This window comes from Buttiauxella cochleicola (assembly GCF_021282405.1).
GTDB lineage: Bacteria > Pseudomonadota > Gammaproteobacteria > Enterobacterales > Enterobacteriaceae > Buttiauxella > Buttiauxella massiliensis.
Genome location: NZ_JAJSOU010000005.1, coordinates 314,341 through 328,583 on the forward strand (window position 1 = coordinate 314,341; position 14,243 = coordinate 328,583).

General features: G+C 48.5%; 15 protein-coding genes. 6 read left to right on the plus strand and 9 right to left on the minus strand.

The window, feature by feature from the left end:
• Positions 1-146 precede the first annotated feature (146 nt).
• The 4 genes from glmM to rlmE form a co-directional block, all read right to left on the minus strand.
• The gene (glmM, locus tag LVQ79_RS09270; RefSeq protein WP_034459694.1) at positions 147-1,484 is read right to left on the minus strand and encodes a phosphoglucosamine mutase; all 1,338 of its coding nucleotides are present in this window, start codon (positions 1,482-1,484) and stop codon (positions 147-149) included.
• On the minus strand, positions 1,477-2,325 hold the full coding sequence (gene folP, locus LVQ79_RS09275; RefSeq protein WP_232864704.1) for a dihydropteroate synthase: 849 nt from the start codon (positions 2,323-2,325) through the stop codon (positions 1,477-1,479). The genes glmM and folP overlap by 8 nt, the downstream gene beginning before the upstream one ends.
• Before the next feature lie 99 nt (positions 2,326-2,424).
• Complete coding sequence (gene ftsH / locus LVQ79_RS09280; RefSeq protein ID WP_232864705.1) at positions 2,425-4,362, minus strand: ATP-dependent zinc metalloprotease FtsH; 1,938 nt, start codon at positions 4,360-4,362, stop codon at positions 2,425-2,427.
• Positions 4,363-4,418: 56 nt separating this feature from the next.
• The gene (gene rlmE / locus LVQ79_RS09285; RefSeq protein ID WP_064514064.1) at positions 4,419-5,048 is read right to left on the minus strand and encodes a 23S rRNA (uridine(2552)-2'-O)-methyltransferase RlmE; all 630 of its coding nucleotides are present in this window, start codon (positions 5,046-5,048) and stop codon (positions 4,419-4,421) included.
• A gap of 126 nt (positions 5,049-5,174) precedes the next feature.
• On the opposite strand from rlmE, the gene yhbY reads away from it, so the two are divergent.
• Complete coding sequence (yhbY, locus tag LVQ79_RS09290) at positions 5,175-5,468, plus strand: ribosome assembly RNA-binding protein YhbY (RefSeq protein WP_064514066.1); 294 nt, start codon at positions 5,175-5,177, stop codon at positions 5,466-5,468.
• Between the two features lie 106 nt (positions 5,469-5,574).
• Here yhbY and greA read toward each other — a convergent pair whose 3' ends face one another.
• Entirely contained in the window at positions 5,575-6,051 is a 477-nt protein-coding gene (gene greA / locus LVQ79_RS09295; RefSeq protein ID WP_034459707.1) for a transcription elongation factor GreA, read from the minus strand.
• Between the two features lie 254 nt (positions 6,052-6,305).
• Between greA and dacB the strand changes: the two genes are divergently transcribed.
• Genes dacB through pmrB form a run of 3 tightly spaced genes read left to right on the plus strand, consistent with a single transcriptional unit; the run spans position 6,306 to position 9,460 of the window.
• Entirely contained in the window at positions 6,306-7,739 is a 1,434-nt protein-coding gene (dacB, locus tag LVQ79_RS09300; RefSeq protein ID WP_232864706.1) for a serine-type D-Ala-D-Ala carboxypeptidase, read from the plus strand.
• A 3-nt stretch (positions 7,740-7,742) separates the two neighbouring features.
• Positions 7,743-8,405, plus strand: coding sequence for a two-component system response regulator PmrA (gene pmrA, locus LVQ79_RS09305; RefSeq protein WP_232864707.1), 663 nt, complete (start codon positions 7,743-7,745; stop codon positions 8,403-8,405).
• The gene (gene pmrB, locus LVQ79_RS09310) at positions 8,402-9,460 is read left to right on the plus strand and encodes a two-component system sensor histidine kinase PmrB (RefSeq protein ID WP_232864708.1); all 1,059 of its coding nucleotides are present in this window, start codon (positions 8,402-8,404) and stop codon (positions 9,458-9,460) included. Before pmrA ends, pmrB begins: the two co-directional genes overlap by 4 nt.
• 52 nt (positions 9,461-9,512) lie before the next feature.
• Here pmrB and cgtA read toward each other — a convergent pair whose 3' ends face one another.
• From cgtA to rplU, 4 genes are all read right to left on the minus strand, one after another.
• Positions 9,513-10,685, minus strand: a complete 1,173-nt coding sequence (cgtA, locus tag LVQ79_RS09315) for an Obg family GTPase CgtA (protein WP_232864709.1) — start codon at positions 10,683-10,685, stop codon at positions 9,513-9,515.
• A gap of 16 nt (positions 10,686-10,701) precedes the next feature.
• Positions 10,702-11,667 carry a DMT family transporter gene (locus LVQ79_RS09320; protein WP_064514076.1) on the minus strand — a complete coding sequence of 322 codons (966 nt, stop codon included), beginning with the start codon at positions 11,665-11,667 and terminating at the stop codon, positions 10,702-10,704.
• A 118-nt stretch (positions 11,668-11,785) separates the two neighbouring features.
• The gene (rpmA, locus tag LVQ79_RS09325) at positions 11,786-12,043 is read right to left on the minus strand and encodes a 50S ribosomal protein L27 (RefSeq protein ID WP_024549632.1); all 258 of its coding nucleotides are present in this window, start codon (positions 12,041-12,043) and stop codon (positions 11,786-11,788) included.
• An 18-nt stretch (positions 12,044-12,061) separates the two neighbouring features.
• Positions 12,062-12,373 carry a 50S ribosomal protein L21 gene (rplU, locus tag LVQ79_RS09330; protein ID WP_034498836.1) on the minus strand — a complete coding sequence of 104 codons (312 nt, stop codon included), beginning with the start codon at positions 12,371-12,373 and terminating at the stop codon, positions 12,062-12,064.
• Between the two features lie 261 nt (positions 12,374-12,634).
• Between rplU and ispB the strand changes: the two genes are divergently transcribed.
• Positions 12,635-13,606, plus strand: a complete 972-nt coding sequence (gene ispB / locus LVQ79_RS09335; protein ID WP_232864710.1) for an octaprenyl diphosphate synthase — start codon at positions 12,635-12,637, stop codon at positions 13,604-13,606.
• A gap of 224 nt (positions 13,607-13,830) precedes the next feature.
• Positions 13,831-14,094, plus strand: coding sequence for a DNA-binding transcriptional regulator SfsB (gene sfsB / locus LVQ79_RS09340; RefSeq protein ID WP_151992984.1), 264 nt, complete (start codon positions 13,831-13,833; stop codon positions 14,092-14,094).
• Positions 14,095-14,243: the final 149 nt, after the last annotated feature.

Consider the following 14,243-nt stretch of genomic DNA (forward strand, 5'->3'; position numbering starts at 1 on the left):
TGAGAATACTAACCAAAGCCGGGGTCACGCGCAAGGGCAATTTATTCACATTTCACTGACTGGAGAAAAAAACAGCAATACATTTGGATTTGTTTATAAAAAAGGCGGCAAGTGCCGCCTTTTTACACAACCATAGCGATAATAAATTAAACCGCTTTTACGGCATCAGCGATGCGGTTGGCATACTCAATAACCAGCGCTTCATCTTCACCTTCTACCATCACACGGATTAAAGGCTCAGTTCCCGATTTACGCAGTAGCACACGACCACGGTTACCCAGTGCTTCTTCAACTTCAGCGGTCACTTTTTTCACGGTGTCGTGCTCAAGCGGATCGCCACTGCCCGCAGTAAAGCGTACGTTAACCAAAACCTGTGGGAATAATTTCATTCCGCTACACAAGTCATGAAGGCTCATATGGTTACGCACCATAGCGGTAAGTACTTGCAAACCTGCAACGATACCGTCACCAGTGGTGGTTTTGTCCAACAAGATCACATGGCCTGAGTTTTCAGCACCAATTCTCCAGCCTTTTTCCTGTAGTTTTTCCAGCACATAGCGGTCGCCCACTTTTGCACGAGCAAACGGAATACCCAGCTGTTTCAACGCCAGCTCCAGACCCATATTGCTCATCAGTGTACCAACGGCACCGCCGCGCAGTTGGCCCTGACGAAGCCCTTCGCGAGCAATGATGTAGAGGATCTGGTCGCCATCAACTTTATGGCCCAGGTTGTCGACCATGATGACACGGTCGCCATCACCATCCAGTGCAATACCAATGTCAGCTTTCTCAGCCAGCACGCGCTCCTGGAGCATACGAACGTCAGTGGCACCACATTTTTCGTTGATGTTGACGCCGTTCGGTTCACAACCCACGGTAATGACCGTAGCACCCAGCTCACGCAGCACATTTGGCGCAATGTGATAAGTCGCTCCATTGGCACAATCGACAACAATTTTGAGGCTGCTGAGGCTTAATTCATTAGGGAATGTGCCTTTGCAGAATTCGATATAGCGACCTGCCGCATCAACAATACGGCTGGCTTTGCCCAGTTCCGCGGAATCAACACAGGTGATCTCTTTTTCCATTTCAGCTTCAATGGCTTCTTCAACTTCGTCTGGCAGTTTTGTGCCGTCAATTGAGAAGAATTTGATCCCGTTATCATAGAACGGGTTATGCGATGCAGAGATAACGATCCCTGCTTCGGCACGGAATGCACGGGTCAGATAAGCAACAGCAGGCGTTGGCATCGGACCGGTGAATGAAGCAGACAAACCCGCAGCAGCGAGGCCCGCTTCGAGAGCAGATTCCAGCATGTAACCTGAGATACGAGTATCTTTGCCGATAATAATCTTACGCGAGCCGTGGCGTGCTAATACTTTACCCGCAGCCCAGCCGAGCTTCAGCACAAAGTCAGGGGTAATCGGGGAATCGCCTACACGACCGCGGATGCCATCTGTGCCAAAATATTTACGGTTACTCATAGCGTTTTTTTTCCTTCGCTGAAAGTGTGGCTTCCACCACGCGCATCGCTTCGACTGACTCTTTTACATCGTGAACTCGAATGATATTAGCCCCTTGCATCGCAGAAATGACTGCACACGCAATACTGCCACTCAGGCGTTGATCCGGCCCGACATTGAGCAGTTGGCCAACCATTGATTTACGCGACATCCCCACCAATAGCGGTAAGCCAAAGTGATGGAATTCGGAAAGTCGGGCTAAAAGTTGATAATTGTGGGTCAGATTTTTACCGAAACCGAAGCCGGGGTCGAGCAACAATTTTTCTTTTGCGATGCCCGCCGCTTCACAGCGTGCTATTTGGTCGATAAAAAAGCGATTCACATCTGCAAAAACATCATCGTAACGCGGAGCCTGCTGCATATTCTTAGGTTCGCCCTGCATGTGCATCAGGCAAACGGGCAAACCAGTTTCAGCGGCTGCTTCAAGCGCGCCAGGTTCTTGCAACGAGCGAATATCGTTGATGATATGTGCCCCAACCCGTGCTGCTTCGCGAATCACTTCAGGTTTGGAGGTATCGACTGAAATCCAGATCTCAAAGCGCTGTGCAATTGCTTCAACGACCGGAATCACACGCGACAGCTCCTCATCTACACTCACGTCAGCCGCCCCTGGGCGCGTCGACTCACCACCAATATCAATAATCGTCGCACCAGCGTTAATCATCGCGTTAGCGTGTTTTAAGGCTTCCACTAACGAATTGTGCTTTCCACCATCGGAAAAAGAGTCTGGCGTGACGTTCAAAATACCCATGATATGAGGATGAGAAAGATCGAGCGTAGTGCCCTGAGCGGTGAGTTTCATCAAAATTCCCTGCATAGACTTTGGTTAAGACAAAAACAAAAACCCCGGGACAAGCCCAGGGTTTTATAGATTACTGCAGTAACATCCGGCAGAGACGACTTATTTATCGCCCAACTGCTCTGACATAGTATTACCAGGATTTGGCGTACGCGGTTCGTCGACCGGACGCGGTGCTCGTGGTGTACCATTGTTATCAGAATTGTTGTTGCCGTTATTTGATTCTTCCCAGCCCGCTGGCGGACGCACATCACGACGATTCATCAGATCATCAATCTGTGGCGCATCGATGGTTTCATACTTCATCAGTGCGTCTTTCATGGTGTGAAGAATATCCATATTTTCATTCAGGAGCTGACGAGCACGAGCGTAATTACGCTCAATCAACAGCTTCACTTCCTGATCGATGATACGTGCAGTTTCATCGGACATATGTTTTGCTTTCGCCACGGAGCGGCCCAGGAACACTTCACCGTCCTCTTCCGCATATAGCAACGGACCGAGTTTCTCAGAGAAGCCCCATTGGGTGACCATGTTACGAGCGATAGATGTTGCTACTTTGATGTCGTTAGACGCACCGGTAGAAACATGCTCAGCACCGTAAATAATTTCTTCAGCAAGACGACCACCGTACAGCGTAGAAATCTGGCTTTCCAGTTTCTGACGGCTGGCACTGATTGCATCACCTTCTGGCAGGAAGAACGTCACACCCAGCGCACGACCGCGCGGAATGATAGTTACTTTATGCACAGGATCATGCTCTGGAACCAGGCGACCAATAATTGCGTGACCCGCTTCGTGGTATGCGGTGGATTCTTTTTGCGCTTCAGTCATCACCATGGAGCGACGTTCCGCACCCATCATAATTTTGTCTTTCGCTTTTTCGAATTCAACCATGGAAACCACACGCTTGTTGCCACGGGCAGCAAACAGAGCAGCTTCGTTCACCAGGTTTGCAAGATCTGCACCGGAGAAGCCTGGAGTACCACGTGCAATGATTGCTGGATCGACATCTGGAGCCAGTGGCACACGGCGGCTATGCACCTTCAGGATTTGCTCACGACCACGCACGTCTGGCAGGCCAACAACAACCTGACGGTCAAAACGGCCTGGACGCAGCAACGCTGGGTCAAGTACGTCTGGACGGTTAGTCGCAGCGATAACGATGATACCTTCGTTACCTTCGAATCCATCCATTTCAACCAGCATCTGGTTCAGTGTCTGTTCACGCTCATCGTGACCACCACCAAGACCCGCGCCACGCTGACGGCCTACGGCGTCGATTTCATCGATGAAGATGATGCATGGTGCCGCTTTCTTAGCTTGTTCAAACATGTCACGAACACGAGATGCACCCACGCCCACGAACATTTCAACAAAGTCAGAACCGGAAATGGTAAAGAATGGTACTTTCGCTTCGCCTGCAATGGCTTTCGCCAGCAAGGTTTTACCGGTACCCGGAGGGCCAACCATCAGCACACCTTTCGGGATTTTACCGCCCAGTTTCTGGAAACGGCTTGGCTCACGAAGGTACTCAACCAGCTCAGCAACCTCTTCTTTTGCTTCGTCACAACCAGCAACGTCAGCAAAAGTGGTCTTAATTTGGTCTTCGGTGAGCATACGCGCCTTGCTCTTACCGAACGACATGGCACCTTTGCCTCCGCCGCCCTGCATTTGACGCATAAAGAAGATCCAGACCCCTATCAGCAATAGCATTGGGAACCAGGAGATGAAAATAGAAGCCAGCAGGCTTGGCTCTTCAGGCGGTTCGCCTACTACTTTCACATTTTTGGTCAGCAGATTATCAAGCAGCTTAGGATCGTTAACGGGGATGTAAGTCGTGTATCGGTTACTATCTTTCTTGGTAACTTTGATTTCACGTCCATTGATACTCGCTTCGCGAACCTGGTCTTGATTTACTTCAGACAGGAAAGTGGAGTAATCCACCCTACGGCCGTTTGACTCGCTGGGCCCAAAGCTCTGGAACACAGACATCAGCACAACCGCGATGACCAGCCAGAGTATTAGGTTTTTCGCCATGTCACTCAAGGGATTAACCTCATATTACAACTGTGTTAACAAACAGCGTCAGGGGACTATACTTTTCGCCCAGTCGCTACAATGTACACTTCACGTGAGCGGGCACGAGAAGAGTCCGGTTTACGAACTTTAACTGTCGTAAACAGGGAGCGAATTTCCCGCAGATACTCATCGAAACCTTCGCCCTGAAACACTTTCACTAAAAAACTACCACCCGGTGCAAGAACATCACGACACATTTCCAGTGCCAGCTCTACTAAATACATAGACCGAGGAATATCAACTGCCGGTGTCCCGCTCATATTTGGAGCCATATCTGACATGACAACCTGAACTTTACTGTCACCAACACGATCCAACAGAGCTTTCACGACTAATTCATCACGAAAGTCACCCTGAAGGAAATCAACACCAACGATAGGATCCATTGGTAAAAGATCGCAAGCAATGATTCGCCCCTGATTCCCGATTTGAGTCACCACATACTGTGACCAGCCTCCGGGAGCAGCGCCAAGATCAACAATAGTCATTCCTGGCTTAAAAAGTTTGTCACTTTGCTGTATTTCATCAAGTTTAAACCAGGCACGGGAACGTAACCCTTTTTTCTGCGCCTGAATTACATATTTATCGCTAAAGTGTTCCTGCAGCCAGCGACTAGAGCTGGCAGAACGCTTTTTACCTGTCATCTCAAATTCCAACTTTGTTCATCGTGAATAGCAGGCTGTAAGAGTTATCAGCACAGCCGATTGGCGATACGGGAGATATGGCGGTAGAATGAACCGTTTTCAATCCCAACGTAAGCAAAAAATACGATGAATCTGAGTACTAAACAAAAACAGCACCTGAAAGGTCTTGCTCATCCGCTCAAGCCAGTAGTTATGCTTGGCAATAACGGTTTGACCGAAGGGGTACTGGCCGAGATTGAACAAGCGCTTGAACATCATGAGTTAATCAAGGTGAAAATCGCAACGGAAGATCGCGAAACTAAAACCTTGATCGTGGATGCCATCGTGCGTGAAACCGGCGCCTGTAATGTACAGGTTATCGGTAAAACGCTGGTGCTCTATCGCGCGTCTAAAGAGCGCAAAATTTCTCTGCCAAAATAAGCAGAGAGTGTGCAAAATGCCACGCTCTGTTAGTTGATAAAAGGCCGCGGTGCGGCCTTTTTCCTTTCTTTACAATACGCCACGCTATAAAAAAGCGTAGCAGATATTATAAATATTCCACTTTTAGTATCTCGAACTCAACATCACCGCCCGGCGTGCGGATAACAACAACATCCTCCTGCTCTTTGCCCACAAGGCCACGAGCAATCGGTGAGTTCACTGAAATAAGATTCTGTTTAAAATCAGCTTCATCATCACCAACAATGCGATAAGTCTGCTCTTCGTCGTTATCCAGATTCAAAACCGTAACGCTCGCGCCAAAAATGACACGGCCATTGTTTGGCATTTTGGTGATATCGATAATCTGAGCGTTAGACAGCTTCGCTTCGATATCCTGGATACGGCCTTCACAAAAACCCTGTTGCTCACGTGCGGCATGGTACTCAGCGTTTTCTTTCAGATCGCCATGTTCGCGAGCATCAGCAATCGCGGCAATAATTTGTGGGCGACGCACAGACTTCAGGAAATCCAGCTCTTCACGTAATCTTTCTGCGCCACGTAGGGTCATCGGAATAGGTTGCATTGTTATACCTCTTCAAAACTTTCCTGTTCAGAATTACCAAACGGCATTCCTGAATCCAGAGCCTGGTTTGCTTTAAATAAGCCAAACCCCTGGCACTAAGCAAAATAAAACTGACCCGGAGCAAAGCACCAGGTCAGGAACGGTTTCCAAATTGACCTGTATTTTACCCTGGAGTTCACTAAGGGTCATCGTTTACTTTGCACTGCGATGCACCGTAGTATGACGATACGTTTCCAGGTTGTTACCGCGAGATTATGCGATTTTTTAGATTTGTCATTGGATTGACCAGCGCTGTGGTGTTTACCGTCCAGGCCGCCAACGTTGAAGACTATACTTCCCAGCTCCCCGCTGGCGCGAACTTGGCTTTGATGGTGCAAAAAATTGGTGCGCCGGCCCCATTGATTGACTATCACAGTCAACAGATGGCGCTGCCCGCAAGTACCCAAAAAGTCATCACGGCTCTGGCAGCATTATTACAATTGGGCCCAGATTTCAGGTTTAACACCACGCTTGAAAGTAATGCACAAGTCAGTAACGGTGTATTACAAGGTGACCTTATTGCCCGATTTGGTGGCGATCCTACGCTAAAACGGCAGGATATTCGCAATATGGTCGCTGTCCTGAAAAAATCAGGCGTACAGCAAATTCAGGGTAATGTACTGATCGACACATCCATATTCGCCAGTCATGACAAAGCGCCTGGCTGGCCGTGGAATGATATGACTCAGTGTTTTAGCGCCCCGCCTGCTGCTGCAATTGTCGACCGAAACTGTTTTTCTGTTTCGCTCTATAGTGCCCCAAAAGCTGATGATTTAGCCTTCATCCGCATCGCTTCCTACTATCCTGTGGTTATGTTCAGCCAGGTTAGAACTCTCGCCAAAGGCTCACCAGATGCACAATATTGTGAACTGGATGTGGTGCCAGGCGACCTGAATCGCTTTACGCTTACCGGCTGCATGACACAACGTGCAGACCCCCTCCCGCTAGCCTTCGCAATACAGGATGGAGCCAGTTACGCAGGCGCGATTTTGAAAGCCGAACTGAAAGAGGCCGGGATAAGCTACAGCGGGACCTTATTGCGTCAGACGCAATCCAATACCCCAGGAACGGTAATTGCCAGCAAGCAATCTGCACCACTGCACGATTTGCTAAAGGTAATGCTGAAGAAATCAGACAACATGATCGCCGATACTGTTTTTCGAACCATCGGCCATAACCGTTTTGGCGTCCCGGGGACGTGGCGTTCAGGTGCTGACGCAGTACGACAAATCCTGCGACAAAAAGCGGGTGTCGATTTAGGTAATAGTATCCTGGTAGATGGTTCGGGGTTGTCTCGACATAATCTGATTTCACCCGCCACCATGATGCAGGTGTTGCAATACATCGCCCAGAATGACACTGAGCTTAACTTTATCTCAATGTTACCGTTGGCCGGTTATGACGGCTCGCTGCAGTATCGTGCAGGCCTACATCAGGCGGGTGTTGACGGCAAAGTTTCGGCTAAGACAGGCTCACTGCAAGGTGTATATAACCTTGCAGGATTTATCACCACTGCCAGCGGCCAGCGCATGGCCTTTGTGCAATATTTGTCAGGCTATGCTGTTGAGCCTGCCGATCAACGTAACCGTCGTATCCCATTAGTGCGCTTTGAAAGTCGTCTCTATAAGGATATCTACCAGAATAATTGAGTTATGAAACTGCTGATTGTTGAAGACGATTTACTGTTACGGGAAGGCTTGGTGCTGGCATTAAACAACGAGGGTTATGCTCTCGATTGTGCAACGACAGCCGTCGAAGCGGATGCACTGATAGAAAGTGGCGAATATGGCATGATCATCCTCGATCTTGGCCTACCAGACAAAGATGGTGCCACCCTTTTGAGGCAATGGCGACGCCGTAGTATCAGTACACCAGTGTTGATATTAACAGCACGTGACGCTCTTGAAGATCGAGTTAACGGTCTGGACTCTGGTGCCGATGATTATCTGGTCAAACCCTTTGCTCTAGCTGAATTACAAGCTCGTACGCGGGCATTGATTCGCCGTTATCAAGGACATAGCGATAACCTTCTTCAGCATGATGATCTGACACTCAACCTGCAGACTCAGCAAGTACTTCTACAAGACCAGGCCGTTGAAATCACGCCAAAAGAGTTCGCGTTACTCACACGATTGATGATGCGAATCGGGCAGACGGTGCACCGTGAAACATTACAACAAGATATCTACAGTTGGCAGGATGACCCTGGCTCAAATACGTTAGAAGTGCATATCCACAATCTTCGACGCAAGCTAGGCAAAGACAGAATAAAAACCGTGCGTGGTGTTGGCTATCGACTGGAGAGCCGAACATGAACAGCATGCGCCAGCGTTTGATGATACTTCTCGCTCTTATTCTTTTGTTTTTCCAGTTAATTAGTGTCATTTGGTTATGGCATGAAAGTCGAGAGCAAATCAGTTTCCTGGTCAGTGAAACGCTGTCCGCCAAGGCACGAAATCAGCATGTAGAGAAGGAGATCCGCGAAGCTATTGCTTCATTGCTGGTTCCTTCTCTGGTGATGATTGGTTTCACATTGTTCTTCTCTTTCTGGGCGATCACCTGGATTACCCGTCCATTGAATCGACTGCGCACCAGCCTTGCTAATCGTTCCGCTGATAATCTTACCCCTCTGCCAATGTATTCAGACATGGAAGAGATGGTTGCCGTCACCAATTCACTGAATCAATTGCTGGCAAGGCTTGACCATACTATTCAGCAAGAACGCTTATTTACTGCCGATGCTGCCCACGAGCTTCGTACGCCATTGGCTGGCATTCGACTGCACCTTGAGTTGATGGCAAACTCAGGCGTTCAGCAAGCTCCTATGCTGTTGGAGCGAATAGATCAGCTGATGCATACCATAGAGCAGTTGCTAATGCTCTCGCGTGCAGGGCAAGCTCTGGCGAGTGGGCATTACGATACGCTGAACTGGCAACGCGACATTATTTCGCCGCTCAAAATGGAAATGGAAGAAATGGTCGCCTCGCGTGAACAATCGATCATCTGGCCAAAGGAAAGTGAAAACATCGTTCAGGGGGATGCCGTACTACTGCGTCTGATGCTGCGTAACCTGCTGGAAAACGCATCCCGTTATAGCCCGGTCAAAAGTAACATTACGGTGTCATTAACTGCTGAGGGTAATGGCGCAACACTTGCGGTGTCCGATCAAGGGCCAGGTATAGACGAAGAACATCGCCAGACGATTACCGATCCTTTCCGCCGTATGGATCAACGTTATGGCGGCAGTGGCTTAGGTTTGAATATTGTTCAGCGTATCGTTCAGCTACATCATGGGAAATTAGCGTTAGAGAGTGGCCCTAAAGAGATTGGTCTTCAGGCGAGCTGCTGGATCCCTGCGCAAAGCCAGTGACTCCCAAATAAAAAAAGGCCGGAAAATTTCCGGCCCCTTCAAAGATAACGTCTTATTTCTGGTAGATGATCTCGACACCTTCGTCGTCATCTTCATCCCAATCGTCATCCCAGTCATCATCTTCTTCTGCTTCTACTGCATCGAGTTGCTGCTGATGATAATCATCCCACATAAACTCGACTTTCTCAGGAGCAACAGGCTGAAGCTCAGTGATTTTCGGGTTAGCAATGATGAAGTCCATTACATCCCAGCACAGCGCGTTAACGCCTTCGCGGTTAACTGCAGAGATCAGGTAGTATTTCTCTTCCCAGCCCATTGCGGTCGCAATTTCTTTTGCACGCGCTTCGGCGTCTTCTTTGCTCATCAAATCGCATTTGTTGAAGACCAACCAGCGTGGCTTCTCAGCAAGTTTCTCGCTGTATTTTTCCAACTCACCAATGATGACTCGGCCATTTTCAACCGGATCTGATTCGTCAATTGGTGCGATATCGATGAGGTGCAATAACACGCGGCAACGCTCAAGGTGTTTCAGGAAGCGGATGCCGAGGCCTGCGCCATCAGCTGCACCTTCGATAAGCCCTGGAATATCGGCAACCACAAAGCTCTTCTCGTTATCCATACGGACAACGCCAAGGCTTGGGATCAGGGTAGTAAACGGATAATCCGCTACTTTTGGTTTTGCCGCAGAGACAGAACGAATAAAGGTAGATTTACCCGCATTTGGCAAACCAAGCATACCCACGTCTGCCAGCAGCAGCAGCTCAAGTTGGATATCACGCTTCTCACCTGGGGTACCCATGGTTTTCTGGCGTGGTGTACGGTTTACAGATGACTTGAAACGGGTATTACCCAAACCGTGCCAGCCGCCTTTAGCAACCATCAGCTTCTGACCATGCAGGGTCATGTCACCCATAGTCTCGCCAGTGCCTTGATCGATAACACGCGTCCCTACAGGGACTTTAACGGTAATGTCTTTACCACGTTTACCGGTACAGTCACGGCTCTGGCCATTTTGACCACGTTCAGCGCGGAAAGATTTCTCAAAGCGATAGTCGATAAGGGTGTTGAGGTTTTCGTCAGCCTCAAGCCACACATCACCGCCATCACCGCCATCACCACCGTCCGGGCCACCTCTGGGAATATATTTTTCACGACGGAAGCTAACGCAGCCGTTACCGCCATCACCTGCTACGACCAGGATCGTTGCTTCATCAACAAACTTCATTTCACTTCTCCGTAAATCATTCGCCCGAACGTTGTACTGGAAGAACAGCTTCGGTTTTGCGCCAGCGTCCCCAAAGACGGTGACCAATGGCTGAATACATCGCACCTGCAACCACGATAAACGCGCCGCAATAACCCACAAGGTTAAGTAACGGCATGGCGAAGAAATCGGGCCAGGCTAACGCTAATAAATCTGAAAATAGCAAAGTAAACAGCGGAGTTAGCGTAATAATGGCGCTAACCTGTGCCGCCTGCCACCGTGCCATGGCTTCTGCCAGTGCCCCATACCCAACCAGTGTATTCAGGCCACAGAAAACTAAACACGCCAGTTGCCAATTACTGAGTTGGAAGATTTTATCCAACTGAGCCAATGGGAAAAGCGCAAGAGTACATAAAGTGTACAGCAAAAAGAGGATCTGTTGCGAGGCCAGGCGGCGTAATAATACCTTCTGCGCCACACCATAGGTGACCCACACTGTCGCCGCCAGAACACCGAAAATCACCCCAAGGGTGTAATCTGTCAGGCGGGTAAAAATTTCTATCAGGCTGGTATTAAAAAACATCACCAACCCGCAAAGAAGCATTGTGGCCCCGATGACCTGCGTACCGCGCATTTTTTCTTTCAGCACAACAACGCTTGCCACCATCATTCCCACTGGGGAAAGCTGGCCAATAACCTGTGATGCCGTCGGGCTTAAATACTGTAGTGATGAACTAAACAGCAAAAAGTTACCGAACAAGCCACCCGTTGCAATCGCGAGTAAGCCCAACCAACGTGGCTTTCTGAACAACGCCAACGGAGGCAATTTTCCGCGTATAGCAAGAATGCTACCCAAACCCAGACTTGCCATCAGGAAGCGATAAAAAACAACTGTTGGCGGTTCCATTACCGTCAGCACCTGTTTCATCGCTATTGGCAATGCACCCCAGCAAATTGCTGTTGTAAGCGCCAGGAGAATGCCAATCCCTGCCTGCTGTTTCATGATCTAATCCTGCAACCCGAAATCTGAAGAAAATACTTCATTGATTTACCGGTCGCAGAATGTAAAAAGCCCCGCAACGTGTTGCGGGGCTTCTATCCGTTACCGGGACGCGAAAAACTTATTCAGCAACGATGCTGATGAACTTACGGTTTTTCGGACCTTTAACTTCGAACTTAACTTTACCGTCAGTCAAAGCGAACAGAGTATGATCTTTGCCGCAACCTACGTTAGTACCAGCGTGGAATTTAGTACCACGTTGACGAACGATAATGCTGCCTGCCAGAACTGCTTCTCCGCCGAAACGTTTTACGCCCAGACGTTTAGCTTCGGAATCGCGACCGTTACGAGTAGAGCCGCCAGCCTTTTTATGTGCCATTTAATATGCTCCCCTGTATTAAGCGCTGATGCCGGTGATTTTCACATCAGTGAACCACTGACGATGACCCTGCTGCTTACGGTAGTGTTTACGACGACGAAACTTAACAATCTTAATTTTCTCGCCACGACCATGAGCAACAATTTCAGCTTTAACTACGCCGCCATCGACGAAAGGAACGCCGATTTTGATTTCTTCACCATTAGCGATCATCAGAACTTCTGCGAACTCAACTGCTTCGCCAGTTGCGATGTCCAGCTTTTCCAGGCGAATGGTTTGACCTTCGCTTACTCGGTGTTGTTTACCACCACTTTGGAAAACCGCGTACATATAAAACTCCGCTTTCCGCACGCACCCTACGTATGTTTCAGGTGGCGCTATAAATATTCACAATAGGGCGCGAATATTACGCAAAACGAGAGCCTTTGACAAGCCCTGTCATTAAACAGAGTAGAAAAAAAACGCAACATCACACCAGCCGTTTATCTGCCTCGTTTTTTCAGTACAATCTGTACTACATTATTACTCCTCTACCCTCACGTGATTCCATAAAGACATGTGGTAAACAGGACTTTAAGCCAGACTTTTGCGATGAATTTAGAAAAAATTAACGAGTTAACCGCGCAAGATATGGCGGGAGTCAATGCGGTCATCCTTGAACAGTTGAATTCAGATGTCCAATTGATCAATCAGTTAGGGTATTACATCGTCAGTGGCGGTGGTAAACGTATCCGTCCAATGATTGCTGTTCTTGCTGCTCGCACGCTTGGTTATCAGGGAAGCGCGCATATCAATATTGCAGCGCTCATTGAATTTATCCATACCGCGACACTGCTTCATGATGATGTCGTTGATGAGTCAGATATGCGTCGCGGGAAAGCAACGGCTAACGCCGCATTTGGCAATGCCGCTAGTGTATTGGTTGGTGATTTTATTTATACCCGCGCCTTCCAGATGATGACTCAACTAGGCTCGCTCAAGGTTCTGGAAGTGATGTCCGAAGCAGTGAATGTCATTGCCGAGGGTGAAGTTCTGCAATTGATGAATTGTAATGACCCTGATATTACTGAAGAAAGCTATATGCGGGTGATTTACAGCAAAACAGCGCGTTTGTTCGAAGCTGCAGCTCAATGCTCAGGTATTTTAGCTGATGCATCTGCGGAACAAGAACTCGCACTTCAGGATTATGGCCGCTATCTCGGGACGGCTTTCCAGCTTATCGACGATCTTCTGGACTATAGTGCCGATGGCCAAACGCTTGGTAAAAATGTGGGGGATGACCTGAACGAAGGTAAGCCAACTCTCCCTTTACTGCACGCAATGCGTAACGGTAATGCTGAGCAAGCCAAAATGATTCGTGAGGCTATTGAGCAAGGCAACGGGCGTCATTTACTGCAGCCGGTGTTAGATGCTATGGCGGCCTGTGGCTCGCTGGAATGGACTCAACTACGTGCAGAACAAGAAGCTGACAAAGCTATTTCAGCTCTGAATGTTCTGCCTGAAAGCGAGTACAAAGAAGCTTTAATTGCTCTGGCCCGCATGGCTGTTCAACGCGATCGTTAATCTCTATTTAGTGCGCCGTTCAAAGGCGCACTAAGTTTCCAATAAATTCATTCCAGCCCTCAAAACCACTCTCCCTAGCATCCTGTATTCATTGGTTTCATTCACTTTGTGTGTGTTAACACAAATTTGAATTTTTACGCCATTTATTGGAGTCTTTTGGATTAATGCTGTGCTATAACCGCAATTGAGTAAACCGGTAAATAGAAGCGGTTACAGGGAGAAACATGGAAAGTAACAATACTGACTGGCACCCGGCAGATATCATTGCAGGGCTACGCAAACGCGGAACATCACTTGCGGCTGAATCACGGAAAGCAGGTCTAAGCTCTTCTACTTTAGCTAATACGTTGACACGCCCTTGGCCAAAAGGTGAATTAATCATCGCGCAGGCACTGGAAACTTCACCTTGGGTGATTTGGCCTTCACGCTACTACGATCCGCAAACTCATCAGTTCATTGACCGAATGAGCCTTATGCGGAAAAGATAAAAAAAAACCGGGCAAGCCCGGTTAATGCCGATCGTTTAAGGATCAGTTGACCGATCCGGTGGCTCGTGTAAAAAGGGTTCATGCTCAACATGGACCCTTTTTAAATGGAACTTTCACAAGCTCTCGGTATTATCAATCTCACTGCCCCC

Bases quoted from the DNA above. Each gene is read 5' to 3' on its own strand.
- pmrA (WP_232864707.1), top strand. From the start codon at position 7,743: ATGAAACTGCTGATTGTTGAAGACGATTTACTGTTACGGGAAGGCTTG.
- dacB (WP_232864706.1), top strand. From the start codon at position 6,306: ATGCGATTTTTTAGATTTGTCATTGGATTGACCAGCGCTGTGGTGTTT.
- yhbY (WP_064514066.1), top strand. From the start codon at position 5,175: ATGAATCTGAGTACTAAACAAAAACAGCACCTGAAAGGTCTTGCTCAT.
- pmrB (WP_232864708.1), top strand. From the start codon at position 8,402: ATGAACAGCATGCGCCAGCGTTTGATGATACTTCTCGCTCTTATTCTT.
- rlmE (WP_064514064.1), bottom strand. From the start codon at position 5,048: ATGACAGGTAAAAAGCGTTCTGCCAGCTCTAGTCGCTGGCTGCAGGAA.
- greA (WP_034459707.1), bottom strand. From the start codon at position 6,051: ATGCAACCTATTCCGATGACCCTACGTGGCGCAGAAAGATTACGTGAA.
- folP (WP_232864704.1), bottom strand. From the start codon at position 2,325: ATGAAACTCACCGCTCAGGGCACTACGCTCGATCTTTCTCATCCTCAT.
- ftsH (WP_232864705.1), bottom strand. From the start codon at position 4,362: ATGGCGAAAAACCTAATACTCTGGCTGGTCATCGCGGTTGTGCTGATG.
- LVQ79_RS09320 (WP_064514076.1), bottom strand. From the start codon at position 11,667: ATGAAACAGCAGGCAGGGATTGGCATTCTCCTGGCGCTTACAACAGCA.
- rplU (WP_034498836.1), bottom strand. From the start codon at position 12,373: ATGTACGCGGTTTTCCAAAGTGGTGGTAAACAACACCGAGTAAGCGAA.
- rpmA (WP_024549632.1), bottom strand. From the start codon at position 12,043: ATGGCACATAAAAAGGCTGGCGGCTCTACTCGTAACGGTCGCGATTCC.
- ispB (WP_232864710.1), top strand. From the start codon at position 12,635: ATGAATTTAGAAAAAATTAACGAGTTAACCGCGCAAGATATGGCGGGA.
- sfsB (WP_151992984.1), top strand. From the start codon at position 13,831: ATGGAAAGTAACAATACTGACTGGCACCCGGCAGATATCATTGCAGGG.
- glmM (WP_034459694.1), bottom strand. From the start codon at position 1,484: ATGAGTAACCGTAAATATTTTGGCACAGATGGCATCCGCGGTCGTGTA.
- cgtA (WP_232864709.1), bottom strand. From the start codon at position 10,685: ATGAAGTTTGTTGATGAAGCAACGATCCTGGTCGTAGCAGGTGATGGC.